The organism is Pseudoalteromonas atlantica (assembly GCA_007988745.1).
In the GTDB taxonomy this organism is placed as follows: domain Bacteria; phylum Pseudomonadota; class Gammaproteobacteria; order Enterobacterales; family Alteromonadaceae; genus Pseudoalteromonas; species Pseudoalteromonas atlantica.
In genome coordinates, this window is record BJUT01000019.1 from 1 (window position 1) to 23078 (window position 23078).

Consider the following 23078-nt stretch of genomic DNA (forward strand, 5'->3'; position numbering starts at 1 on the left):
AATTAGTCGCTTGGTGTTAAATTATACTTAACACATAAAAAAGCACGACTTTAAGCCGTGCTATTAATTAAATTTTTTGACAACTGACAACTGACAACTGACAACTGACAACTGACAACTGACAACTGACAGCTTACAGCTTACAGCTTACAGCTTAGTGCTTTTTCGCATATGCTTCGGCTTGCTTCCAAACCCTTAGCGTATTTTCGCTTAAAATCTTTTTAATGTCTGAATCGCTGTAGCCTCTGTCCATTAAGCCTTGTACTAGGTTAGGGTAGCTAGATACATCCTTTAAGCCAATCGGCAACGAATCTCCAACCCCATCGTAGTCAGAGCCAATGCCCACGTAATCAATGCCAATAAGCTCTACAACGTGATCAATATGATCAAGTACTTGCTCAAGGCTTGCAAACGGGAATGGGTTTTTAGCGCGGTACGCTGCATCAAAGTCTTTACTTGGCTTAGTGCCTTCTTTTTTAACGGTCTCTTTAGTGCTTTTAAGGTCTTTGTACCACGCACCGGCTTTAGAGGTTACAAAGCTTGAGCCAAAGTTAATTTGAATAACCCCGCCATTCTTTTTAAGCGCCAATAACATGTCATCATTCATATTACGCTCAAAGCCTGGCGTGTATTTGCGCAGTGAAGAGTGTGAAGCAATAACCGGCGTTTTAGATAGCTCCATTACCTGATAAAACGCATCATCTGATATATGTGATACGTCAATTAGCATACCGACGTTGTTCATTTCAGTAATTAGCTTTTTACCAAATGGGCTTAAACCTTTCCATTTACGGCGAATATCGTATGACGAGTCAGAAATATGGTTGCTTTGCGAGTGCGCAAGCGTGATGTAGCGTACACCTCGGTCAAAAAAGTGCTGAAGGTTTTCCATTTTTCCTTCAATTGGCGAGCCATTTTCCATGCCCATCGCAATTGATAGTTTGCCTTGCTCAAATTGCGCTTCTATATCCGCTGTTGAGCTAGCAATAGCAAATTTTTCAGGGGCGCGCTGTGCAATGGCTTCCATGCTATCAATCATTTGATTGGCTAGCTGGTAGCTTTTACCTTTGCCTTCAAATTCTAAGTGAGCAGGAATATAAATCGACATAAAAGGGGCGTTTAACCCCCCTTGTACTGCGCGAGGGTAGTCAAAGTCGCCGCCGTCGGTGGCTTTAGTTACATCAACCCATTTTTCGTGGATACGATAAGGTACATCAATATGGGTGTCGATTAAAATAGTGTCTTTTGCTAGTTTTACTGCTTTGTCTGACGGGCTTTTTACTTGCTCTGCAAAGGCTTGTGGTGTTAAAGCTAGTGATATGGCTACCACTAGAGTGCTGAGTTTTATCATGTTTTGGCTCTTTGGGTAAAAAGCCATTGTGTACGTTCAGCTCAAAAGTTACAAGTGTTAGGCGTTAATCAAACGACTGTGCTTCATGCTCTTCGCTTTGCAGTGCTTTAAATTCATTTTTTGAAATAATAGTGACCGACTCATGTAGCTCAGAAAAAAACACCATCGCTTCACCATTTCTAAGCTGCTGATTAACCTGCGCTACTTTACTTTGAATACTCACTTCTTGCTCACCATAATCGGTGCCTTCACGAAGCACGTAGCTTTCAATTAGGTTATAGAGGGTGTCTTTATCAAGTTGTTCAAAAGGGATAATCATAACTGCTTACTGCTCGCTTTAGTGGGGACGTGCTGGCCAAAATAATGAGGGACGGCTTGTTCAAGCCAAAATACTGGCCTAAACGGATTATTACCACTAATAAACCCTACGTGGCCGCCTTTTTCAGAGACGCTCAGGGTAACATGCTCACTCACATCTTGCCTACTTGGCACGGCTTTAATCGACAACATTGGATCGTCCTTGGCATGAATTATTAACGTAGGAATCGCAATATGCTTTAAGTAAGGCATTGCGCTGGCTTGGCGATAGTAATCGTGTGCGTTTTCAAAGCCATGCAGTGGAGCGGTTAGTTGATTATCAAACTCTAGTAAATCGTCAATTTTCATTAACTGCTCAGAGGTAATAGGTATTTGCTGCTTAATTTGTGGCAATTTACGCTGCATTGATTTTTTCATTCTATCGAGCAAGTACTTTTGATAAATCTTGCCTAAGCTTTTGCGAATAACATCGCTTGATGATGATAAATCATAAGGAGCCGAGACCACGGCTGCAGCACTTAAGGGGCAGTTTTCGCGCTCTTCGCCTAGGTATTTAGCCAGTACATTGCCCCCTAACGAAAAACCAACAGCCATAATAGGGCGGCTGGGGAATTGCTCCCTTAAATGATTTATAAAAAAAGCTAAATCGGCTGTATCGCCACTATGATAAGCACGGGGTAAGCGGTTAACTTCACTTGAGCAGTTTCTAAAGTGCATAAGTACTACGGCATAGCCTTGCTTTTTTAAGGCTTTCATCATGCCTTTGGCATAAAAGCTATTTATGTTGCCTTCAAGACCATGTAAAACCACAGCAAGGGGAGCGTTTTCATTATGAGGCAGCGACCATGCAAGTTCAATAAAATCGCCGTCGGGCGTATCAAGTTGCTCAAGTTCGTAGGACGTATTGTGAAATGGACGGAAAAAACGCGGCATTATGGTTTGAACGTGACGATTGGTCATCCACCATGCTGGTTTAAACTTATTGATCATGTTTGTACTACGCACTATGAAAAAAACGAAACGTTAGTGTACCAAATTTTTCGCTTTATAAAATAAAAAGCGCCTAATCAGTAACCTGAGTAGGCGCTTTGTGCGTCGTGCTTAATGATGCTCGGGAACTTCAGCCTCGCTAATTTTTTTAATAAAGTAAAAAGCGTAAAATAGGCAAAGAGAAATCACGACGCCTAAAATCCCAAAAGACATAAATAAAACAGGGTCGCTAAAAAAGTCTCTAAAGAATACGTTCATGATTAATCTCCTCGTTCAGTTGATGGAGACATCATAAAGTGACTTTGCAAAGCATAATGTGATCGAGATCAAACTATTTCCCTGCGTGGAAAAAGTAACCAAGTAAAGTTGATGTAGATCATGTTTTAGGGGCTATTCAGTTCCTACTACAGCGCCTATAGGCTTTGAAGAATCAATCGGCTTAAAGATTTTTTGCACAAAGAAAATAGAATGAACATTTAGAAGAGGGTATAAAAACTGACAGCCTAAGTCGCTTTCACATACAGCTCAATATTGTTTGGCTTTACAGCTTCTAAAAAGCTAAGTTTATTCGCTGTATCAATCAGTATTTGCTGTTGTTGCTTTTCAAGCTTTAATTCGGCGCTTAATAGCTCTTGGCGTATTTTTGCATAGTCGCTGATACTTTCTTGATTGGCTTTTAAATACTTGCGCGTTGCACGCAGTGGCTTAAGTGCCTGCGTATCAAACTCATTAATAGATGCTATTAACGCACTGAGCTGCTCGGCATTAATGCTTAGCTTAAGTGAGTCTAAATACAGCAAAAATAAGCACAGATTAACGTTTTTACCTTGCTGGTTTTGTAGCGCCAGCAAGGTTTGTTGTTGCCCTGGCTTTGCGTACAAAGCGCAGGCAAATTGCCAAAAGTCGTTTTTATTGAGCAAGTTCATCGGCAAAGGCCTGCTCTTTTTCTTCCATTTCTTCAAGCGCCATCAGTAGCTCTTCTTCAGTGTCGTTTACTTTAGGGGTAAGCGTTGCTTGCTTAGCGATTAGCTCTTTTAACTGGGCTTTGTTATCGTCGTTGTAGAGTGTGTTGTCGCCAAGGGCTACTTCAACTTCGCTAAGCTCTGCAGTAAATTTATCGAGCTGCTTTTCAAGCTTTTCAATTTGTTTTTTAAGCGGTTGAATGGCTTTTCTAAACTCAGCTTCTAGGCGCTTTTGCTCTTTACGATTAACGCTTGGATTTGCTTTTGGCTCGTCAGGCTGCTGGCTTTTAGCGGCTTCTTTATTTGCATTGAGTAACCATTGGTAATAGGCATCTAAATCGTAACCAAATTGAGTGACTTTGCCATCATCGACTAAATAAAATTCATCGGCGGTGTTTTTAAGCATGTGGCGATCGTGCGATACGGTAACCATGGCGCCCTCAAAGCCTTGTAGTGCCATTACTAGCGCGTGGCGCATTTCTAAATCAAGGTGGTTAGTTGGCTCATCAAGTAGTAGTAAATTGGGTTTTTGATACACTAACATGGCTAGCACTAAGCGGGCTTTTTCACCGCCCGAAAACGGCGCCACGGGCTCAAGTGCTTTATCGCCAATAAATGCAAAGCCACCTAAAAAGTCACGCAATGATTGCTCTGTGGCCTGTGGGTTTAAACGTTGAATATGGGTCACTGCGCTGGCTTTTAAATCAAGAGATTCAAGTTGGTGCTGCGCAAAGTAACCAATATTTAAGCCATGGTGCTGAACCACTTTACCTGCTTGCGGCTCAAGCTCGCCCGCTAATAGCTTTATAAGCGTTGATTTACCCGCGCCGTTACGACCGAGTAACGCAATACGACTGCCAGGAACTAGGTTTAGCGCGATATTATTTAAAATAGTAACATCGCCATAACCTGCTTTTGCTTTATCTAGGGTCATTAGCGGGTTAGGCAGGGCTGTTGGCTCGGCAAATTCAAAGTCAAACGGTGAGTCGGCATGCGCAGGTGCCAGTTTTTCCATACGTTCGAGTGCTTTTACACGGCTTTGTGCCTGTTTGGCCTTACTGGCTTTGGCTTTAAAGCGAGTTATAAACTGCTCAAGATGGGCAATTTGCTCTTGTTGTTTTTCAAACATTGCTTGTTGTTGTAACAAGCGCTCTGCTTTTTGGCGTTCAAACTGTGAGTAGTTACCTTTGTACACATTAATAAGCTGTTTATCGACATGCCAAATTTGATCAACCACGGCGTCTAAAAACTCGCGGTCATGAGATATAAGTACCAAGGTGCCTGTGTAGGCGCGTAAAAAGCGCTCAAGCCAGTAAACGGCATCTAAATCAAGGTGGTTGGTAGGCTCATCGAGTAATAGTAAGTCGGCATCGCGAATAAGTGCTTGTGCAAGGTTTAAACGCATACGCCAACCACCAGAAAACGCGCTTACAGGGTTTTCTATTTGGTGATTAGCAAAGCCTAAGCCGTGCAGTAATTCGCCCGCTTTTGACTCTATGCTGTAGCCTTTAATATTTTCAAGCTGAATATGTACTTTGGCTTGGGTGTCACCATCGTTTGTTTGCTCGGCTTCACGCAGGGCAATGCGCAATGCATAGTACTCAGGGTGGCCTTGTAGTACGTAATCAATGGCGCTTATTTCAAGGGCTGGGGTTTCTTGTTTTACAGAGGCAATAGACCAATCTTTCGGTATATTGCAATCACCCGCATCGAGTTGCAGCTCAGATTTTAATAAACTAAATAAGGTAGATTTACCACAGCCATTAGCGCCAACTAAGCCCACTTTGTGCTGAGGAAATAAAGTAGCCGAGGCATTTTTTAATAAGGCTTTTCCGCCACGAAGTAGTTCTATTTCTGAGATTTGGATCATGAATGCGTTACTTTACTGTGCCCTGGTTAAGTTGGCGCTATCATACCATAGAACGTATTGCTCTTATCAAGCGTATCAACATAGGAAGTTATACGATAAAATATGTGCAGTTCAAACCACAGGAAAAATGTTGTGAGACAAAAGAAGCGATTTATTGCTGGTGCATCGTGCCCTGAGTGTAAAGCCATGGATACCATGATGCTGTACAGAGAACATGATGTTGAAAAAGTAGAGTGTGTAGAGTGTGGCCACAAAATGGCGCAACCCGATAACGCTGTTCAGGCATCTACTCGCCAATTTGAACAAGTAATTGGTGTATTTAAACCGGGCGATTAACCCGGTTTTATTTTTTACCCACCTTAGTAATGTGGCGGAGGCGGCTCTTGCATTTGCGACATTAGCGACGGCTGCTGCGCTTCTTTAAGTTTTTCTGCTAGTAACTCAGTTTGGCGCTTCATTTTTGCAAGCTGCTGTTGGTGTGCCTTTAGCTCGTCATTTAATATTTCTATTGTTTCGTCTTGAAAAGCAACTTTTGCCTCAAGCTCCATTAAACGATTTTCAATTGTGTTCATTTGCTTCTCGTATTGTAAAGTGCTCTGCAATTCCGCTCGAGCTCTCGGTTAACAACGACTTGCCGTTATCTATAAACGTTACATCTAGCACCACAGCCGATTTAGGCTTACTGCCTTCACGTGGTGTGACTTGCCAAGTTTGAATTTTCTCTCCGCTGGGTAACTGCCATAAATCAACGCGCTTATTGGGCGAGCCTGTGGCCAGCAATGTACCTTGTTCGTTAAAGCGTACCGCAGTAAAAATTTTCTGACGCGCAATATACGCCAGTTTACTCACAAGATCACCTGTAGTCAGCTTCCATACATGTGCTTGCTTCATACTATCTGCGGTAAATGCGTAGCGACCTTGTGGGTCTAGTGTTACTTGGGTAACACGAGTCGGGTGATTAAAGCGATGAATTACTTGCCCTGTACGTGTATCCCAAAAATAAGCAACGTAATCGTTTGAGCCGCTTAAGGCGTAGCGCCCATTAGGCGACAAATCAACGGTGTTTACTTTGTCTTGGTGGCCTAAAAACTCAATGCGGCGTCCGGTTTCTAGGTTTAAAAATACCACTACGCCGTCGCTTCTGCCGTATAAAACACTGCGGCCTTGGTTACTTATCGCAATATCGCGAATAGTGGCTTGTTGAATTTTATAATAGCCGCGGTTTTCGCCGCTGCTAATATCCCACACGGCAAAGGTGGTTTTTTCTGCGGTAACGGCCACGCTATTATCAAAGGCAATAGCCACAGCATACACTAGGCTTTCTTGTGATTGCTGTTGAAACCATTGATATTTTAGTACCTGCTGTTGATTATCCCACAGGGCGACCCCATGGTGAATGGAGGAGACTAGGCTGTATTTACCATCGTTAGATACTGCCGAGGAAAACGCACCCTGTTCTGCGTGTTCAAAGCGTTGTGCAGCTTGCTGTTTTTGATCGCTACAAGCTAGGGCTAATAAACAGCTAAAAGCGATTAAAAAAGTACGAAATATCGACATATTACAGGTATTTCCTCTTAACTCTTAGTGACTGAGAGGTTAGACTAGGTCACGTTGAAGGCCTAGGGTGTTTGTCTAATCACTATAATAGGTTAGGTTTTAATTTAGTTAGTTATTAAACAAGCAGCCTATCATGTAGGCCGTTAATCTTTAACTAGTAATAATACAATAAATGACAACTGCAAAGTGTGTCGGAGATTTAAAATGAAAAAGACGATTAGATTGTCATTGATTGCAGCGTCGGTTTTAGCGCTTACAGCTTGTAATCAAGAAGCAAAACAAGAACAAGCTGAAGTTAAATTAGACACTGTAGAGCAGCAGCAAGCATACGGTATTGGTGCATCAGTAGGTAACTTTTTAAATAAAGACCTAGCTGATAAATCAGAGATTGGTATTGAACTAGACCAAGCACTATTAATTCGTGGTTTTGAAGACGCGCTTGCTGGTAATGCAAAAATCGATGAAGAAAAAATCCGTGAAGTGCTAACTGAGCTAGATACATCAGTGCGTGCAAAGCAAGAAGCTAAAGCTAAAGTTGAGTCTGAAAAAAGCAAAGAAGCAGGTAAAAAATACCTAGAAGAAAATGCTAAAAAAGAAGGCGTAACAGTAACTGAGTCAGGTCTACAGTACGAAGTACTTAGCGAAGGCGAAGGCGAAAAGCCAGCAGCAACAGACGTAGTTAAAGTACATTACAAAGGTACTTTATTAGACGGCACTGAGTTTGATAGCTCTTATGCGCGTAACGAGCCAACTACTTTCCCTCTTAACCGTGTAATTGCGGGTTGGACTGAAGGTTTACAGCTTATGTCAGTAGGGTCTAAGTACAAGTTCACTATTCCTTCTGAACTTGCTTACGGCGATCGTGACCTAGGTAAAATTCCAGCTAACTCAACGCTTGTTTTTGAAGTAGAACTACTTGAAATACAAGATGACGAAGCACCTGCGCAATAAGCGGTAGCTTATAACGCAAAAAGGGACCATAACGGTCCCTTTTTTGTAGGCTATTTTATTAATCTGTGTGGTTAGAAAACAAATTATCTATTAGCTCATCTTCTAGTTCAAAACGCGCTTCTAACGTTTCGCCAAGTACCGACAAATCGTTATCAAACTCTGCTAATAAGTCCTCTTTATCTACTTCTGCGTATTTATCGTTAAAGTCTAAAGCAATATCTGTTGTGCTAGAAATGCGCGGGTAAATTGTATTTGCCAGCTCTTGGCTTTCAAGGCCTTTGCTTTCACAGGCTTTTGCAATGTCATCGTACACTTCAAAATGGCCGGCAGATAAGTAATCCATTAAAATTTGGCAAAATGATTGAATTTGTTCTGGCTCTGGTAAGGCGTGATCTTTTTTGTCGTATGGCGAAAACCCAGCCATTTTACAATAAAGTACAATTAACTCTTGGCGCTCGTTTAACCATTTATCAATGACAGTATGGCTACCACCCCATTTTTGTTGAGCTTTCTCTACGCGCGTCAGCATTACTGTTCTCCTAAGCTGGGTCACTTTTATGGTTAAATTTAAATTTTCTTATACATCAAGATATATTTTATTTAAGTGTATATCAACAAGTAAAAGGTATGAGCTGGTGCATGTGTGTATTTATTGTAGGTAAATTATTATTTTATTGCAGGCAAGAAAAAACCACCGGTTAAGGTGGCTTAATTTCTTGTTTTGGCCTGTTAATACAAGCTTTCTTATTGTTATAGAAGATTTTTGTTATTTTTATTATAAATATTTTTGTTATTGTTGTTTAAGATTTTTATTATTGTTCTTGTTAACGCGGGACAAACAATACCAAGGTTTTTGTTATGTTGCAAACATATTAACAAAAAGTTTTTATTGTTAGTTCTTTTTGGTTGTTTAATGCTCAAATGTGACTAAATAAGCAACAAACTAGGTTCTGTTAGCTGTAACACATGTTTTACGAGCTTAGCGATAGAGAGCCGGAGAATATGGTGGTACAATCTTGAACAATTTCTATAAGCCTCAGGATTATTTACGCTATGAGCGAATTAAAAAACGACCGTTATTTACGTGCACTTGCAAAACAACCCGTTGATGTAACACCGGTATGGATGATGCGCCAAGCAGGACGCTATTTACCAGAGTACCGTGCTACACGTGCACAAGCGGGCGATTTTATGAGCCTGTGCCGTAATGCTGAGCTTGCATGTGAAGTAACACTACAACCACTTCGCCGTTACCCGTTAGATGCTGCTATTTTATTTAGTGACATTTTAACTATTCCCGATGCTATGGGTTTAGGTTTGTACTTTGAAACCGGTGAAGGCCCTAAATTTGAAAACCCTATTTCGTCACTTGCTGATGTTAAAAAGATTCCTAAGCTAGACCCAACTGACGAGCTTGGCTATGTAATGAACGCAGTAAGTACTATTCGCCGTGAACTTAAAGGCGAAGTGCCACTAATTGGCTTTTCGGGTTCACCGTGGACACTAGCAACTTACATGGTTGAAGGTGGAAGCAGTAAAGTATTTGGTAAAATTAAAAAAATGGCGTTTGCAGAGCCGCAAACACTACATTTATTACTAGATAAACTAGCTGATTCAGTCATTGATTACTTAAACGCACAAGTAAAAGCTGGTGCGCAATCGTTAATGGTATTTGACTCGTGGGGCGGCGTATTAAGCCCGCGCGATTACAACGAATTCTCACTGCAATACATGCATAAAATTGTTGATGGTTTAATTCGCGAATACGACGGCCGTAAAGTACCGGTAACGCTATTTACCAAAAATGGTGGCCAGTGGATTGAAGCAATTGCAGCAACAGGCTGTGATGCAGTAGGTCTTGATTGGACTATTAATATTGGCGACGCTAAACGCCGTGTAGGCGATAAAGTTGCATTGCAAGGTAATATGGACCCGTCAATGCTTCACGGTACGCCTGATCGTATCCGCCAAGAAGTAGGCACTATTTTAGAAGACTTTGGCACAGGTGATGGCCACGTATTTAACCTAGGCCACGGTATTACACCAGATGTAGACCCAGAAAACGCCGGTGTATTTATTAATGCAGTACATGAGCTAAGCGCGCAATACCACAAATAACAGCAGTGGTATTAATAGCTATTAAAAAGCCCGCTATAATTAGCGGGCTTTTTGCTGTGTAGTAATCGGGTTAAGTAAATAATCTATTTAATCCATTTAACGCCGCAACACGGTAGGCTTCTGCCATCGTTGGGTAGTTAAATGTGGTATTTACAAAGTAGTCAACGGTGTTGCCAGCCCCTTTTTGTTCCATAATGGCTTGGCCAATGTGAACAATTTCTGAGGCACGCTCACCAAAGCAATGCACGCCAAGTACTTCTTTTGTTTCACTGTGAAACAATATTTTTAAACTACCTACTTCTGTACCCGCAATTTGCGCACGAGCCAAGTGCTTAAACTGAGCACGGCCAACTTCATACGGTACTTTTGCAGCGGTTAGCTGTTGCTCTGTTTTACCTACCGAACTCATTTCAGGAATAGTATAAATACCGGCCGGTATATCTATAATTAGCTTATCTTCGCAATTACCGCAGGCAATAGCATCGGCAGCTATACGGCCTTGATCAAATGCTGCACTCGCTAAACTTGGGTAGCCAATTACATCGCCTACTGCGTAAACGTTGTCTACCTCAGTTTGGTACATTTCGTTGACTTTAAGCTGGCCTCGACCATCGGCTTTTAAACCAATAGCTTCAAGGTTTAGCGTATCGGTATTACCTGTGCGCCCGTTAGCAAATAAAATACAGTCGGCTTTTACACGCTTGCCCGATTTTAAATGCATTACAACGCAATCTGAGCGCGTTTCTATACGGTCAAACTCTTCGTTATGACGAATAACAATACCGCTGTTCCAAAAGTGGTAGCTAAGCGCGTCAGAGATTTCAGCATCCATAAAGGCTAATAAGCGGTCGCGCGTGTTTACTAAATCTACCTTAGCGCCTAAGCCTTTAAAGATTGAAGCGTATTCACAGCCAATAACACCCGCACCGTATATAAGTACACGTTGTGGGTCGTGCTCTAGGCCTAAAATAGTATCGCTGTCGTAAATACGTGAATGGCTAAAGTCGACTTCAGGTGGGCGGTATGGGCGTGAGCCGGTAGCAATCACAATAGTTTTAGCGGTAATACGCTCTGCTGAGCCATCAAGGCGCTTAATTTCAACCGTGTGTTTATCTACAAAGCTCGCATCGCCTTGGTACATATGAATGCGGTTACGGTCGTAAAAGCTGCTACGTAAGTTTGACTGCTTAGAAATAACAGAACTTGCATGGCTTAAAATATCAGGAAACGTTAAGCGGCTAGGGCGCTCGCCAACATTAAAAAGTGGGTTTGCTTTGTATTCAATATAGCGGCTAACCGAGTGGCGTAATGCTTTTGAAGGAATTGTTCCCCAATGTACACAGCCACCGCCAACAGCTTGTTGGCGCTCAATAACCGCTACTTTTTTATCGTTTTTAGATAGGTTCATGGCGGTGCCTTCACCGCCAGGGCCCGTACCAATAATTATTGCGTCATATTGGAAACTTACGGGTGCTTTTTTCTGTTCTGGTTGTTTGGCCACAGCCACTCCTAAATTAATTAAAAGAGGCTTTTAATAACCTCGCATTAAGTGCTAGCCATGCCTGTTTTTGATTTTCCCAGGCGGCTTCCAGCTCATGGTATTGTGTCATTAATGCTGATTGTTCACACTGCTTTGCCATGTTATTTTTTTTAGCTTCTAACACTTGTTTTTGTAGTGAACAGTAATTTTGCAGCTTTTTCAGCAGTAAATCGTACTCTTGTTGTAATAATGTAAGCTTATCTTGCGCTAAAGGCAATTTTGAAAGGCGCGTTTGCGTTTTACTCATTAGCGTTTCGGCTTTGGCTTTTTCTATGCGCTCAACCGGGGTGCGCTTTAATTTACTGGCTAAACCGAGCGCTGCTAAAGAGCGGATCATCCATTTTGTTGGGTCGTAATGAAACCACTTAATACCGTTACGGTAATCGCTTGCAAAAATATGGTGGAAGTTATGGTAACCCTCGCCATAAGTAAATAACGCTAAAAAGCCATTATCGCGCGCAGTGTTTTTCTCAGTGTATGGGCGTGAGCCCCAAATATGAGCCAATGAATTAATGAAAAAGGTAAAGTGCTGGCTCAATACTAAGCGTAATAAACCTGCAAGTAGTAGCATACCCCACACATCGCCTACTAATAAACCAAGCACAAGCGGTAAACCGACATTCATGGCTATAACAAGCTTTAAGTAGTGTTTATGCTGCCACATAACAATTTTATTGCGCTGTAAATCGCGACAATTACTGTAATCGTTATAACTGTCGCCTTGGTAATCACGTAGCATCCAGCCAATATGGCTGTACCAAAAACCGTTAGTTGCGGCGTAGGGGTCTTTTACTGGGTCATCTACTTGGCCGTGGTGTATACGGTGATCGCTACTCCAGTGCAACGCACTGTTTTGCAAAGCAAATGCGCCACCAAGGGCAAAAATAAATTCTATTGCAGGGTGTACGTTATAGGCTTTATGCGCCCATAATCGGTGGTATCCGGCAGTAATAGATAGGCCTGCGTAAAACATACAGCCTACAAATGCAATCCAATGCGCGCTGGTAAATCCGTAATTAATGCCGTACCAAGGTACAAGTGTGACAGCCGCCAAAAAGGTTAGGCTAAAAAATAGGACGTTTGTCCAAATAATCGGTGGTTTATTCATCGTTTTTACTCTCAGCGTACAACTGTAAGCTAAAATAGTGTTTCAATCTCTTGGCGTCAAGTATTAGACTAGACAATTCGGCTAATTATCATTAAAACTTCATATAAATTTACTCAGGGAGCTGTGGATGTCGGGTGTTAGAGCACAACAGAAACAAAAAACACGACAAGCCTTAATAGAGGCGGCATTTAATCAGCTTAGTGCTGATCATAGTTTTTCTAATTTAAGCTTACGCGAAGTTGCCCGCGAAGCAGGTATTGCCCCCACCTCTTTTTATCGCCACTTTAAAGATATGAACGAGCTAGGTTTAACCATGGTCGACGAAGCAGGCTTAACCCTTCGCCAGCTTATGCGCCAAGCCCGCAGACGTATAGCCAGTGGCGGCAGCGTAATAAATACCTCGGTTGTAACCTTTATGGAGTTTATTGATAACTCAAGCAACCAATTTAGATTACTGCTGCGAGAACGTTCTGGAACCTCAAAAGCCTTTAGAGCCGCCGTAGCTCGTGAGGTAAAACACTTTATTTTAGAGCTTGCGCATTATTTAGAAAGCGAAACCAAGTGTGATTCAATTCATGCTTATATTCAGGCCGAAGCCATGGTAACACTGGTATTTAATGCCGGCGCTGAAGCACTTGATATAGAAGGTCAACAACGTGAAGAACTCATTGAGCGGGTTATTTGGCAGCTACGTTATATTACCCGCGGTGCAGGTCATTATATACGTGAAACAAATAATCAGGTTTAGCTTAAAAAATTAGCAATAAGTTAATCTAAACACGTAAGTTTACTCAACACATTAATTTAAGCTAAAAAGTGTAGCTGTGTGATTTATAAAACCCGAATGTGCTATTTTTAGGTATATAAATTTCTTTAATATAGGGTTTTCATTCCCTTGTTTGGAATATTTATGCTTGCACCAACAGCTTTGTAATGTTAAAAATAGGCCTCACTGAACACACACACAAGAAACAAGATGCAAAATATTCGTTTAATTACACTAAAACTTAACCTCTTACTGCTATGGTCAGTGAGCGGGGATTAGTGTGTTTGCATCGAGTTAAACACTAAAAACCCCGCAATTGCGGGGTTTTTTATTATCTCGCGGCTGGGATAAATTGAAATTTGGGTAACAGAGGAATGAGGGGCAGTTATGCAAGACAAAGATAAAGTATGGATTTTTGATACCACCTTACGTGATGGCGAGCAGGCACTTAAAGCAAGCCTTACAGAAGACGATAAAATTCAGCTAGCGCATACTATTAGCCGCTTGAACGTGGATGTGATGGAAGTGGGTTTTCCGGTTTCGAGCCCCGCTGATTTTCGCTCGGTGCAACGTATTGCAACCGAGGTTAAAGGCCCAATTATTTGTGGTTTAGCACGTTCAGTAGCAAAAGACATTGAAGCCTGTGGTGAGGCGCTTCGCACAGCACAGCAAAGCCGTATTCATACTTTTATTGCCACAAGCCCTTTGCACCTTGAACACAAATTACGTATGAGCCTAGACGATGCAACGGCCATGGCGGTTAAATCAATTAAATTAGCGCGTAACTACACTGATGATGTTGAGTTTTCGTGTGAAGATGCCGGGCGTACGCCGCACTGGGATTTATGTAAAATTGTTGAGCAGGCAATTAACGCCGGTGCCTCTACTATTAATTTACCTGATACCGTTGGCTTTGTAACGCCAGACGAATACGCCGCAATGATCCGCCATTTAATGAATAACGTGCCGAATATAGATAAAGCGCGTTTAAGTGTACATTGTCATAACGATTTAGGTTTAGCTGTAGCTAACTCGGTAGCCGCGGTACAAGCCGGTGCTCGCCAAATTGAATGTACAATAAATGGTATAGGTGAGCGTGCGGGTAACTGCTCGCTTGAAGAAGTGGCGATGATCATGAAAATGCGCAAAGACCACTTAAACGTTCACACCGATATTAAAAGCGAAGAAATTTATCGCGCATCTCGCCAAGTGGCAAAAATATGCAATATGCCGGTACAGCCAAATAAAGCGATTGTGGGCGAAAACGCCTTTGCACATAGCTCGGGCATTCACCAAGATGGCGTATTAAAAGCGCAAAATACTTATGAGATTATGTCGCCAGAAAGCGTCGGTGTGCCAAATAACCAATTAAATATGACCTCGCGTTCGGGTCGTCATGTTATTGAGCACCGTTTAGAAGAGTTAGGTTATCAAAAAGCTGACTACGATATGGACAGCTTATATGAGAGCTTTTTAGCGTTAGCTGATCAAAAAGGCACCGTATACGATTACGACCTTGAAGCCATGATTTACTTTAATCAAATTAACGACAAAGACGAAAAATACCAATTAGAGTTTGTAAACTCAGCGTCTAACTCACAGTCGGTAGCCAGCTCTACCATTGGGATGTTAATTGATGGCGAAGCAAAACAAGAAGCTGCTACAGGTAATGGCCCTGTTGAAGCCTCATTTGCGGCTATTGAGCGCTTAACTGGTATGAGCGTTGAAATGATTGAATACAATTTAGAAGCCACTGGCCAAGGCGCAAGCTCGCTTGGTCAAGTAAACATTATTGCTAAATACGATGGTCGCCCTTATCACGGTGCGGGTATTGCTGCGGATGTGGTAGAGGCGTCGGTACGCGCCATGATCCGTGTTTACAACTTAATTTATCGTGCACAAAAAGTGTCTGATTTAAAACAACAAAGGAAAGCAGGATGAGTAAAACAAACTACAGCGTTGCCGTATTAGCAGGCGACGGTATTGGCCCAGAAGTAATGGCAGCAGCAGAGCAAGTACTTGATGCTGTAAGCAATAAGTTTGGTTTTACCCTGAACCGTCAGCATCATGCTATTGGTGGCGCAGCCATTGACGAATTTGGTGAAGCATTACCACCAAAAACGCTAAGTGCGTGTGAAAACGCCGATGCCATTTTATTTGGCTCAGTAGGTGGCCCAAAATGGGAAAACCTACCCCCTAACGAGCAACCTGAGCGTGCATCGCTTTTACCGCTTCGTAAGCACTTTGGTTTGTTTTGTAACTTACGTCCAGCACAACTTTTACCAGCGCTTAGCGCAGCATCGCCATTACGTGCAGATATTAGCGAAAAAGGCTTTGATATTTTATGTGTACGCGAGCTTACAGGCGGCATTTACTTTGGTGAAAAAGGCCGAAGCGGCGAAGGCGCTGAAGAAGCTGCATTTGATACACAAACTTACTCGCGTAAAGAAATTGAACGCATTGCCCGTTTTGCCTTTGAAGCAGCAAAATTACGTAGCAACCATGTAACGTCGGTTGATAAAGCAAACGTGCTTGCATCAAGCGTATTATGGCGTGAAGTAGTTACCGAAGTAAGCAAAGACTACCCAGAAGTAAGCCTAGATTACATATACGTAGATAACGCAGCTATGCAATTAGTTAAACAGCCTAGCCAGTTTGACGTGCTACTTTGCGATAACTTATTTGGTGATATTTTGTCAGATGAGTGTGCGATGATCACAGGCTCAATGGGCTTATTACCATCGGCCAGCTTGAATCAATCGGGTTTTGGTTTATACGAACCAGCCGGTGGGTCAGCGCCAGATATTGCTGGCAAAGGGGTTGCAAACCCGATTGCGCAAATTTTAAGTGCTGCACTTATGCTACGTTACTCATTAGGGCAAGACGAAGCTGCGCGCACCATTGAAAAAGCCGTAGCCGAAGCCGTAGAAGCAGGCGTTGGCACGCCAGATATCTACCCACAAGGTGGATACAGCACAAGCGATGTGGCAGCTGCCATCGTTTCACGTATTTAATATATAAATCGCAGCACCGTTATGCTGCGACTTAACAAAGTAGGGAATTAGCAAGTGGCCCAAACGTTATACGACAAAATTTGGCAAGCACATACCGTTGCCAGCATAAACGAGCAAACTGATTTACTTTATATTGACCGTCATTTAGTACACGAGGTGACATCACCGCAGGCTTTTGCAGGCCTACGTGAAAAAAACCGTACGGTACGTTGCCCAGAAAAAACCTTTGCAACAATGGATCATAACGTATCGACTAAAAGCCGATCACTTGATGCCGCAAGCGAAGTATCTAAAAACCAGTTAATGGCACTTGATGCTAACTGTAAAGAGTTTGGCATTGTACTTTACGATTTAAACTCAATTAACCAAGGCATAGTGCATGTAATGGGGCCTGAACAAGGTATTACCTTACCTGGCACTACCATTGTATGTGGTGATAGCCATACTTCTACGCATGGCGCGTTTGGCGCATTAGCGCACGGTATTGGTACGTCTGAGGTTGAGCATGTATTAGCAACGCAAACGCTACAGCAAAAAAAGGCAAAATCGTTAAAAATTCAAATTAACGGTGTGCTTCGCCCAACAGTAACTTCTAAAGATTTAATTATGGCGGTTATTGGTAAGTTAGGTACAGCTGGCGGTACAGGTTATGTTGCTGAATTTTGTGGTGAAGGCATTGAAGCACTTTCAATGGAAGCCCGTATGACGTTATGTAACATGAGTATTGAAATGGGTGCAAAAGCAGGTTTAATAGCACCAGATCAAATCACGTATGATTACTTAAAAGGTCGCCCATTTGCACCTAAAGGCGCTGACTTTGACGCCGCAGTTGAATACTGGGAAACCTTAAAATCAGATGAAGGCGCAGAGTTTGACTTGAGTGTTGAGCTTGAAGCTGACGACATTCAGCCGCAAATTACGTGGGGTACAAGCCCAGAGCAAGTAATTGGCGTTGATGAATGCATACCAGATCCTGACCAAGAACCAGATTTAATTAAAGCTGATGCTATACGCAGCGCACTTAGATACATGGACTTAAAAGCCGGCGATAAATTATCAAGCGCAAAAGTAAATACAGTCTTTATTGGCTCATGTACTAATAGCCGTATTGAAGATTTACGTGCAGCGGCAAAAATTGTTGAAGGCAAGCAAGTAGTCGCAGGCATTGAAGCACTTATTGTACCGGGCTCTGGTCTTGTTAAAAAGCAGGCCGAAGACGAAGGCTTAGCCGATATTTTTAAAGCGGCAGGTTTTGAGTGGCGCGAGCCGGGCTGTTCAATGTGTTTAGCAATGAACGACGACCGCTTAGAAGCGGGCAAACGCTGTGCATCTACGTCTAACCGTAACTTTGAAGGCCGCCAAGGCCGTGGCGGGCGTACGCACTTAGTAAGCCCTGCAATGGCAGCGGCTGCTGCAATACATGGTCACTTTGTTGATATAAGAGGAGAAGCCTAATGAGCGTATTTTTTAGTGGCTTAATGGCCCCACTTGATAAAAACAATGTAGATACAGACCAAATTATTCCTAAGCAGTTTTTAACATCAACTAGCCGTGATGGCTTTGATGCAGCACTGTTTTACGATTGGCGTTACCTCGAAAACGGCGAACCAAATCCTGATTTTATTTTAAACCGCCCATGCTACCAAGGCGCGCAAATATTATTAACGCGCGACAACTTTGGTTGTGGCTCATCACGCGAGCATGCACCATGGGCGCTTAAGCAATATGGTTTTGAAGTAATTTTAGCGGAAAGCTTTGCTGATATTTTCTTTAATAACTGTGGCAACAACCAAATGCTAGCCATTGCGCTACCCGCTGATACGCTTGAGCAATTGTTTGTACTTAGCGAGCAACACGACGATATAAACATTCAAATCGATCTTGAAAACCAAACACTAACAAGCGATAAGTTTGCGCCAATTAGTTTTGATATTCGTAAAGACGTAAAAGAGCGTTTATTAAGTGGCTTAGATTTTATTGGTGTGACCGAAACGCTAAATCCACAAATTGATGCGTTTGAAAAACAACTTGCTGCTGAGCGCCCTTGGCAGTAACGAAAAGCAATTAATTACATATGAAAACAAAGCGCGGCTGAGTATATAAGCCGCGCTTTTTTTATGTTTAACTCTTCAAATTATTAATGTCTAAAATCTGTCATTAGCGCAGGTATGCCTGGCAGCATACCAACAATAGCCATAACGGTAGTTAAAATAACAAACATAATTAGCGGAATAACCCAACGGCTCATTTTAGTTAAATTAGCACTGCGCTCTTTACAGCCAATTAAGCCTAAGTTATCAAGCAGCATAGTCAGTGACCAACCAAAAGCAGGGTTAACCAAGCTTGACGCAAATACAACAATAGCGGCCGATTGCGTTGTTTTACCTTCGCGTGTCATTTCCATACCCGCCTCAAGCAGCGGAATAAACACACCTACAATAAGCGCAACACACAGCACAGGTTGCCAAATGGCTAAATCCATTGGGTAGCCCCATAAACCCGCAATAATACAAAATACGGCTGTTAAAATGGCGCCCGCCGGGATAGGGCGTTTAGCAATAGCGGCAGGGACAATGTAAGTCCCCCACGATGAAGTAAAGTTAGCACCACCGGCCAGCGAGCCAAAGGTTTGTCTAACCGATGCGCTTAGCATGGTGTCGTCTATGTTCATTTGAACTTTTTCAGTGCGTTGCGGGTAACTAATTTTTTGAAATACTTGATGCCCTAAAAAATCCGGTGACCACATAGCCACAGCCAATACCGCAAACGGCAGCACAACCACAAAGCTTTCAAGCGTAGGTAAGCCAAGCATCCAGCCTGTGTTCTCGCCCCACCAATAAGCTGGGTTCATATTTGGTAAGCCCGGCGCGGTATTAAATTCAAACGGCGCACCGAGTGCAAATGCAACCACACCGCCAATAAGGCAGCTAAGCGGCACAGCTAACCAGCGCTTTTTAAAGTGCTCAAGTAACGCATACAATAAAATGGTCGCCAAAATAACAATAAATGCAATGTGCGCCATATCAATGGCCTCAGCCCATGCAAACAGCTTTTTAACCTGCGAAATTGTGCCAATAAAGCCTAAATATATAAGTAAGCCCCCGCACACGCCTTTACTCGTTAAGCGTGCCAGCAAGCTCCCTCCTTTGGTTATGGCTAAAATAAAGCCAAAGGCACCAATCAGTAAGCCAAACGCCATAGGGTGGCCACCAGCGGCAACCACAATAGGAATAAGAGGAATAAGTGGCCCATGAGTACCTGCTAAGTTAGCGGTAGGTAAAATAAAGCCCGAAAACAAAATAATAAAAATAGAAACAATCAGTAATTCATAGCGTACGTTTTCTAACACAAACGCATCGCTTAAACCCAGGGGCGCTGCAAATGTAGCGGCAATAGCACCCACCATAACGACTTTACCAATGGTGCCCGCCATGGCAGGAATCGTGTCTTCAAATTCAAAGCGGTAGTCTCTAAATGGTAAATTAGGCCGCCAGCGTTTAGGCTGCATAATTTGCAGCTCGTGCTCTAGGTATTCGTCGCGGGTATTAAACTCTGAACTAGCTTTATGCTTATTTTGATAGCTGTTGGCATCATCTACGTGCGGTGCGCTTGTTTTTTCTGGCTCGTGACCCTTTGGGGTTACTGACATAGTCCCTCCTGTTACTCGTTGCTTATTTATTAATACGGCTTTTGTTAAAGCAAATGAATAGTGAAGGAGCAGAGTAGATCAGCTTTTACTCAGGAATGTATAGGCAAAAGGTCGTGTATGGCTTTATTTTATGCTAAATCATTGTGTTGGCATTCTTAAATGTAAAGTATATTTTGTTTAAAATCAGTGTGTTGATTTGTTTTTTTATGTGTTCTAATTTGGTGAAACATTGTAAAAACAAGGCTGTTATCCTTTAGTCTAAGTAGTGGCTTATGTATTTTAATTGAACTGAAATAGCGCATCTGCTAGGTTCAATGGTTACTCAAATAATAAGAAATACAATGCAAATTCAATCTCCTAAATCAATTGGTATTTTACTCGGTACGCTTTACGGCATATTTATGCGGCTGTTTGTGGAGCTGCTTGATACTTATAATTTAAGTAGCCTTGTATCCATTTCATTTATGTTTTTAGTGCCCGTTGCAATTGGCTATATTCGTATTCATTTTGAATTTAAAAGCTCAAATACATTAACTAAAAGGCAAATGGTGACAATTGCTTGGCAGCCAATTTTTGTTTTTTTACTTGTAAGCGTTATTACACTGCTGGAAGGCAGTATTTGTGTGGCAATGGCTTTGCCTGCCTTTATGCTCTTTGCAAGTATGGGTGGTTTACTGGCAGGCTTTATTAAAAACCGTCAAACAAAAAACGCTAACAGGCCTTTACTTTCAATAGCTTTGCTTCCTGTATTGCTCTCACCGATTGAGGTAAATTATTTACACTTATCAAAAACGTACGAAGTCACCAACTCTATAGTTATTGAAGCGCCTATAAATCGTGTGTGGCAGCAGCTTACAAATGTAAGCACCATAGAGCCAAAAGAATTGCCATTTTCGCTTACCCAATTAATAGGTGTACCTAAACCTTTAGAGGCAAATATGAATGCTACGGGGGTTGGGGCTGTTAGAACCAGTAAATGGCAAAAAGGAGTTAAATTTAAAGAAGTGATTACGGATTGGCAGCCAAATAAACAGATGCTTTATAGATTTGAGATAGACCCTGATGCTATTCCCGATGACGCACTCGATAAACACGTAAAACTAGGCGGGGAATACTTTTCACCTCTGTATGGTGGGTATGCGTTAAGTGAAGATAAAAGCGGCAATACGATTTTAACTTTAAAAACGACTGTGCAAGATAATACAAATTTTGGTGTTTATTCGCGAATATGGGGTGAGATGATTTTTCAAGACTTCCATTATTCACTTTTAACATTAATGAAAAACAGAGCAGAAAAGCCACTTGTCGCAGCTATTTCCCATTATTAACTTAAACCGCTATGGTATTAAAAAACTATTATAAGAGTACTTTATGAAATTATTAACGGCAGCAACGTTATTACTTGCCTCATCAGCGGCTATTGCGCGTCCTGCGCCTTTGGTATCTATACCTACACACGATGCATTTTTTAATAATATAGCTGCACATTGTGGTAAAGCGTTTGAGGGCAAAGTAAGCGTAGATAACGCAAAAGGCCCAAGCTCATTTGAGAATAAAAAACTAATTATGCATGTTCGTAAATGCACAGATAGCGAGCTACAAGTACCATTTCATGTGGGAGATGATGCATCGCGTACATGGCTCATTACTAAAACGGGCAGTGGTTTGAGCTTAAAGCATGATCATCGCCATGAAGATGGCAGCGACGATGCCTCAACTATGTATGGCGGTCATACTCTTGATGCGGGTTTTGCACAAATGCAGTCTTTCCCGGCCGATCAATACTCTAAAGAGTTATTTGTAGCACAAGGGATAGCGCAGTCGGCAGGTAATACATGGCAAATGTATATTTATCCTGAGGTATTTACGTATCGGTTAATTCGCCAAGGGCGCGAGTTTAAGGTGGACTTTGATTTAACTAAACCAATTACTCCACCAGCAGCGCCGTGGGGCTACGAAAAATAAACTATTTTTCTTTTTTCTTGGGTGCGTCACATTGTAGTAAAACGTTTAATGGTGGTTGATAAGCGCGTGGTTTAGTAGGAAAACGTTCGTACTCTTGCACGCCTTCAAGCACTTTTAACATAAAGGTTCTGCCGCGGCATAATCTGTCTGCGTGGCGCAGTAAAAACATACTTTGATTAGCAAAGTGTTTGTAATCGTCTGATTGTATTTCTATTTTATAGTTGTCTTCACCAATTTTGGTTTGGTAATAATGTACTTTGTTATCAAAGTCGTATGACTTTTCTTTTTCGCCTACTTCTGCAAAGGCGCTCCCTATACCAGAAAAGGCTAGCAATGCAGCGCCAACAACTAAATGCGGTGTGTATAAGCCTTTCATAAAAATGTATCCTTTAATTTGCGAACTTAATACCCATTAATAAAGCATTAAGTGCGATGTATTTAAGTTAAGTCTAACACCCAAAAAGAGAATATGTGATGTTCAAACAAATAAAACAACTGTTTGCCGCTTTTGACGAGCAACAGCCAAGCATAGAGCAGCATGATCTAAAAACAGCGGTTGCTGCGCTGCTTATTGAAGTAATGCGTGCTGATTCTAAGCTCGACCATAATGAACAACACACCCTGACTGTAACCTTAAAAAAATACTTTAATTTAACAGAATCGGAAGTTGATGAGCTCACCAACAATGCCGCTGGTAGCTTAGATGGGGCTATTGATTACTTTCAATTTTCTAAGCAGATTAACGATCACTGCAGTGCGGCGCAGCGCATTGAAATAATTGAGCTATTATGGCGATTGGCGTATGCTGATGGAGAGATAGACCCCCAAGAAGAGTATGTAATACGCAAAGTGGCTGGGCTTTTATATGTAGCGCACACCGATTTTATCGCTGCTAAATTAGCAGCGACACAATCGTAAA

General features: G+C 42.1%; 24 protein-coding genes. 11 read left to right on the forward strand and 13 right to left on the reverse strand.

Translation table 11 applies throughout. The features are described from left to right. Window positions 1–154 precede the first annotated feature (154 nt). The 6 genes from PAT01_RS09770 to PAT01_RS09790 all read right to left on the reverse strand — a co-directional run bounded on the left by PAT01_RS09770 (window position 155) and on the right by PAT01_RS09790 (window position 5491). Entirely contained in the window at window positions 155–1351 is a 1197-nt protein-coding gene (locus PAT01_RS09770; RefSeq protein ID WP_029773025.1) for a dipeptidase, read from the reverse strand. Between the two features lie 64 nt (window positions 1352–1415). Beyond that, a complete protein-coding gene (locus PAT01_RS09775) occupies window positions 1416–1670 on the reverse strand; it encodes a YheU family protein (protein ID WP_004589625.1) in 255 nt (84 codons plus the stop codon). Next, window positions 1667–2659: a hydrolase gene (locus tag PAT01_RS09780; RefSeq protein ID WP_024033940.1), complete on the reverse strand. Its 993-nt coding sequence runs from the start codon at window positions 2657–2659 to the stop codon at window positions 1667–1669. The genes PAT01_RS09775 and PAT01_RS09780 overlap by 4 nt, the downstream gene beginning before the upstream one ends. A 111-nt stretch (window positions 2660–2770) precedes the next feature. Then, window positions 2771–2917: a hypothetical protein gene (locus PAT01_RS20075; protein ID WP_004589623.1), complete on the reverse strand. Its 147-nt coding sequence runs from the start codon at window positions 2915–2917 to the stop codon at window positions 2771–2773. Window positions 2918–3162: 245 nt separating this feature from the next. Continuing rightward, entirely contained in the window at window positions 3163–3585 is a 423-nt protein-coding gene (locus tag PAT01_RS09785; protein ID WP_055255260.1) for a TIGR02444 family protein, read from the reverse strand. After that, the gene (locus tag PAT01_RS09790) at window positions 3569–5491 is read right to left on the reverse strand and encodes an ATP-binding cassette domain-containing protein (protein ID WP_064384660.1); all 1923 of its coding nucleotides are present in this window, start codon (window positions 5489–5491) and stop codon (window positions 3569–3571) included. The genes PAT01_RS09785 and PAT01_RS09790 overlap by 17 nt, the downstream gene beginning before the upstream one ends. 132 nt (window positions 5492–5623) lie before the next feature. Between PAT01_RS09790 and PAT01_RS09795 the strand changes: the two genes are divergently transcribed. Then, window positions 5624–5827 carry a YheV family putative zinc ribbon protein gene (locus PAT01_RS09795; RefSeq protein WP_004589620.1) on the forward strand — a complete coding sequence of 68 codons (204 nt, stop codon included), beginning with the start codon at window positions 5624–5626 and terminating at the stop codon, window positions 5825–5827. 23 nt (window positions 5828–5850) lie between these two features. On the opposite strand, the gene PAT01_RS09800 is transcribed toward PAT01_RS09795, so the two are convergent. Both PAT01_RS09800 and PAT01_RS09805 read right to left on the reverse strand, forming a co-directional pair. After that, window positions 5851–6063: a SlyX family protein gene (locus PAT01_RS09800; protein ID WP_004589619.1), complete on the reverse strand. Its 213-nt coding sequence runs from the start codon at window positions 6061–6063 to the stop codon at window positions 5851–5853. After that, window positions 6050–7048 carry a WD40 repeat domain-containing protein gene (locus PAT01_RS09805; protein WP_154945404.1) on the reverse strand — a complete coding sequence of 333 codons (999 nt, stop codon included), beginning with the start codon at window positions 7046–7048 and terminating at the stop codon, window positions 6050–6052. The genes PAT01_RS09800 and PAT01_RS09805 overlap by 14 nt, the downstream gene beginning before the upstream one ends. A gap of 204 nt (window positions 7049–7252) precedes the next feature. Here PAT01_RS09805 and fkpA point away from each other — a divergent pair, with 204 nt between their 5' ends. Continuing rightward, entirely contained in the window at window positions 7253–7999 is a 747-nt protein-coding gene (gene fkpA, locus PAT01_RS09810; RefSeq protein ID WP_004589617.1) for an FKBP-type peptidyl-prolyl cis-trans isomerase, read from the forward strand. 58 nt (window positions 8000–8057) lie between these two features. Here fkpA and PAT01_RS09815 read toward each other — a convergent pair whose 3' ends face one another. Continuing rightward, entirely contained in the window at window positions 8058–8528 is a 471-nt protein-coding gene (locus tag PAT01_RS09815; protein WP_004589394.1) for an Rsd/AlgQ family anti-sigma factor, read from the reverse strand. Window positions 8529–9052: 524 nt separating this feature from the next. Between PAT01_RS09815 and hemE the strand changes: the two genes are divergently transcribed. Then, on the forward strand, window positions 9053–10117 hold the full coding sequence (gene hemE / locus PAT01_RS09820) for a uroporphyrinogen decarboxylase (RefSeq protein WP_024033935.1): 1065 nt from the start codon (window positions 9053–9055) through the stop codon (window positions 10115–10117). 70 nt (window positions 10118–10187) lie between these two features. On the opposite strand, the gene sthA is transcribed toward hemE, so the two are convergent. Together sthA and PAT01_RS09830 are read right to left on the reverse strand one after the other, a co-directional pair. Continuing rightward, on the reverse strand, window positions 10188–11618 hold the full coding sequence (gene sthA / locus PAT01_RS09825; protein WP_055255264.1) for a Si-specific NAD(P)(+) transhydrogenase: 1431 nt from the start codon (window positions 11616–11618) through the stop codon (window positions 10188–10190). A 13-nt stretch (window positions 11619–11631) separates the two neighbouring features. After that, a complete protein-coding gene (locus PAT01_RS09830; RefSeq protein WP_055255265.1) occupies window positions 11632–12765 on the reverse strand; it encodes an acyl-CoA desaturase in 1134 nt (377 codons plus the stop codon). Between the two features lie 127 nt (window positions 12766–12892). Between PAT01_RS09830 and fabR the strand changes: the two genes are divergently transcribed. From fabR to leuD, 5 genes are all read left to right on the forward strand, one after another. Beyond that, window positions 12893–13513, forward strand: coding sequence for an HTH-type transcriptional repressor FabR (gene fabR / locus PAT01_RS09835; protein WP_004589390.1), 621 nt, complete (start codon window positions 12893–12895; stop codon window positions 13511–13513). Window positions 13514–13918: 405 nt separating this feature from the next. Further along, window positions 13919–15472, forward strand: coding sequence for a 2-isopropylmalate synthase (gene leuA, locus PAT01_RS09840; RefSeq protein ID WP_004589389.1), 1554 nt, complete (start codon window positions 13919–13921; stop codon window positions 15470–15472). Continuing rightward, entirely contained in the window at window positions 15469–16545 is a 1077-nt protein-coding gene (leuB, locus tag PAT01_RS09845) for a 3-isopropylmalate dehydrogenase (protein WP_004589388.1), read from the forward strand. Before leuA ends, leuB begins: the two co-directional genes overlap by 4 nt. A gap of 54 nt (window positions 16546–16599) precedes the next feature. Continuing rightward, window positions 16600–18000, forward strand: a complete 1401-nt coding sequence (gene leuC / locus PAT01_RS09850; RefSeq protein WP_154945405.1) for a 3-isopropylmalate dehydratase large subunit — start codon at window positions 16600–16602, stop codon at window positions 17998–18000. Further along, the gene (gene leuD, locus PAT01_RS09855; protein WP_004589386.1) at window positions 18000–18599 is read left to right on the forward strand and encodes a 3-isopropylmalate dehydratase small subunit; all 600 of its coding nucleotides are present in this window, start codon (window positions 18000–18002) and stop codon (window positions 18597–18599) included. The genes leuC and leuD overlap by 1 nt, the downstream gene beginning before the upstream one ends. Window positions 18600–18682: 83 nt before the next feature. On the opposite strand, the gene PAT01_RS09860 is transcribed toward leuD, so the two are convergent. Beyond that, a complete protein-coding gene (locus PAT01_RS09860; RefSeq protein ID WP_154945406.1) occupies window positions 18683–20194 on the reverse strand; it encodes a DUF3360 family protein in 1512 nt (503 codons plus the stop codon). A gap of 341 nt (window positions 20195–20535) precedes the next feature. Between PAT01_RS09860 and PAT01_RS09865 the strand changes: the two genes are divergently transcribed. After that, window positions 20536–21522: an SRPBCC family protein gene (locus PAT01_RS09865; RefSeq protein ID WP_126008552.1), complete on the forward strand. Its 987-nt coding sequence runs from the start codon at window positions 20536–20538 to the stop codon at window positions 21520–21522. Window positions 21523–21565: 43 nt separating this feature from the next. Beyond that, window positions 21566–22159, forward strand: a complete 594-nt coding sequence (locus tag PAT01_RS09870; protein WP_126008550.1) for a hypothetical protein — start codon at window positions 21566–21568, stop codon at window positions 22157–22159. Between the two features lies 1 nt (window position 22160). Here PAT01_RS09870 and PAT01_RS09875 read toward each other — a convergent pair whose 3' ends face one another. Beyond that, the gene (locus PAT01_RS09875; RefSeq protein WP_126008548.1) at window positions 22161–22535 is read right to left on the reverse strand and encodes a hypothetical protein; all 375 of its coding nucleotides are present in this window, start codon (window positions 22533–22535) and stop codon (window positions 22161–22163) included. A gap of 98 nt (window positions 22536–22633) precedes the next feature. On the opposite strand from PAT01_RS09875, the gene PAT01_RS09880 reads away from it, so the two are divergent. Next, the gene (locus PAT01_RS09880; protein WP_024033928.1) at window positions 22634–23077 is read left to right on the forward strand and encodes a tellurite resistance TerB family protein; all 444 of its coding nucleotides are present in this window, start codon (window positions 22634–22636) and stop codon (window positions 23075–23077) included. Window position 23078: the final 1 nt, after the last annotated feature.

Excerpts from the sequence above, each read along its gene's own strand:
- PAT01_RS09770 (WP_029773025.1), bottom strand. The coding sequence starts at position 1,351 with ATGATAAAACTCAGCACTCTAGTGGTAGCCATATCACTAGCTTTAACA.
- PAT01_RS09775 (WP_004589625.1), bottom strand. The coding sequence starts at position 1,670 with ATGATTATCCCTTTTGAACAACTTGATAAAGACACCCTCTATAACCTA.
- PAT01_RS09780 (WP_024033940.1), bottom strand. The coding sequence starts at position 2,659 with ATGATCAATAAGTTTAAACCAGCATGGTGGATGACCAATCGTCACGTT.
- PAT01_RS20075 (WP_004589623.1), bottom strand. The coding sequence starts at position 2,917 with ATGAACGTATTCTTTAGAGACTTTTTTAGCGACCCTGTTTTATTTATG.
- PAT01_RS09785 (WP_055255260.1), bottom strand. The coding sequence starts at position 3,585 with ATGAACTTGCTCAATAAAAACGACTTTTGGCAATTTGCCTGCGCTTTG.
- PAT01_RS09790 (WP_064384660.1), bottom strand. The coding sequence starts at position 5,491 with ATGATCCAAATCTCAGAAATAGAACTACTTCGTGGCGGAAAAGCCTTA.
- PAT01_RS09800 (WP_004589619.1), bottom strand. The coding sequence starts at position 6,063 with ATGAACACAATTGAAAATCGTTTAATGGAGCTTGAGGCAAAAGTTGCT.
- PAT01_RS09805 (WP_154945404.1), bottom strand. The coding sequence starts at position 7,048 with ATGTCGATATTTCGTACTTTTTTAATCGCTTTTAGCTGTTTATTAGCC.
- fkpA (WP_004589617.1), top strand. The coding sequence starts at position 7,253 with ATGAAAAAGACGATTAGATTGTCATTGATTGCAGCGTCGGTTTTAGCG.
- PAT01_RS09815 (WP_004589394.1), bottom strand. The coding sequence starts at position 8,528 with ATGCTGACGCGCGTAGAGAAAGCTCAACAAAAATGGGGTGGTAGCCAT.
- hemE (WP_024033935.1), top strand. The coding sequence starts at position 9,053 with ATGAGCGAATTAAAAAACGACCGTTATTTACGTGCACTTGCAAAACAA.
- PAT01_RS09830 (WP_055255265.1), bottom strand. The coding sequence starts at position 12,765 with ATGAATAAACCACCGATTATTTGGACAAACGTCCTATTTTTTAGCCTA.
- fabR (WP_004589390.1), top strand. The coding sequence starts at position 12,893 with ATGTCGGGTGTTAGAGCACAACAGAAACAAAAAACACGACAAGCCTTA.
- leuA (WP_004589389.1), top strand. The coding sequence starts at position 13,919 with ATGCAAGACAAAGATAAAGTATGGATTTTTGATACCACCTTACGTGAT.
- leuB (WP_004589388.1), top strand. The coding sequence starts at position 15,469 with ATGAGTAAAACAAACTACAGCGTTGCCGTATTAGCAGGCGACGGTATT.
- leuD (WP_004589386.1), top strand. The coding sequence starts at position 18,000 with ATGAGCGTATTTTTTAGTGGCTTAATGGCCCCACTTGATAAAAACAAT.
- PAT01_RS09860 (WP_154945406.1), bottom strand. The coding sequence starts at position 20,194 with ATGTCAGTAACCCCAAAGGGTCACGAGCCAGAAAAAACAAGCGCACCG.
- PAT01_RS09865 (WP_126008552.1), top strand. The coding sequence starts at position 20,536 with ATGCAAATTCAATCTCCTAAATCAATTGGTATTTTACTCGGTACGCTT.
- PAT01_RS09870 (WP_126008550.1), top strand. The coding sequence starts at position 21,566 with ATGAAATTATTAACGGCAGCAACGTTATTACTTGCCTCATCAGCGGCT.
- PAT01_RS09875 (WP_126008548.1), bottom strand. The coding sequence starts at position 22,535 with ATGAAAGGCTTATACACACCGCATTTAGTTGTTGGCGCTGCATTGCTA.
- PAT01_RS09880 (WP_024033928.1), top strand. The coding sequence starts at position 22,634 with ATGTTCAAACAAATAAAACAACTGTTTGCCGCTTTTGACGAGCAACAG.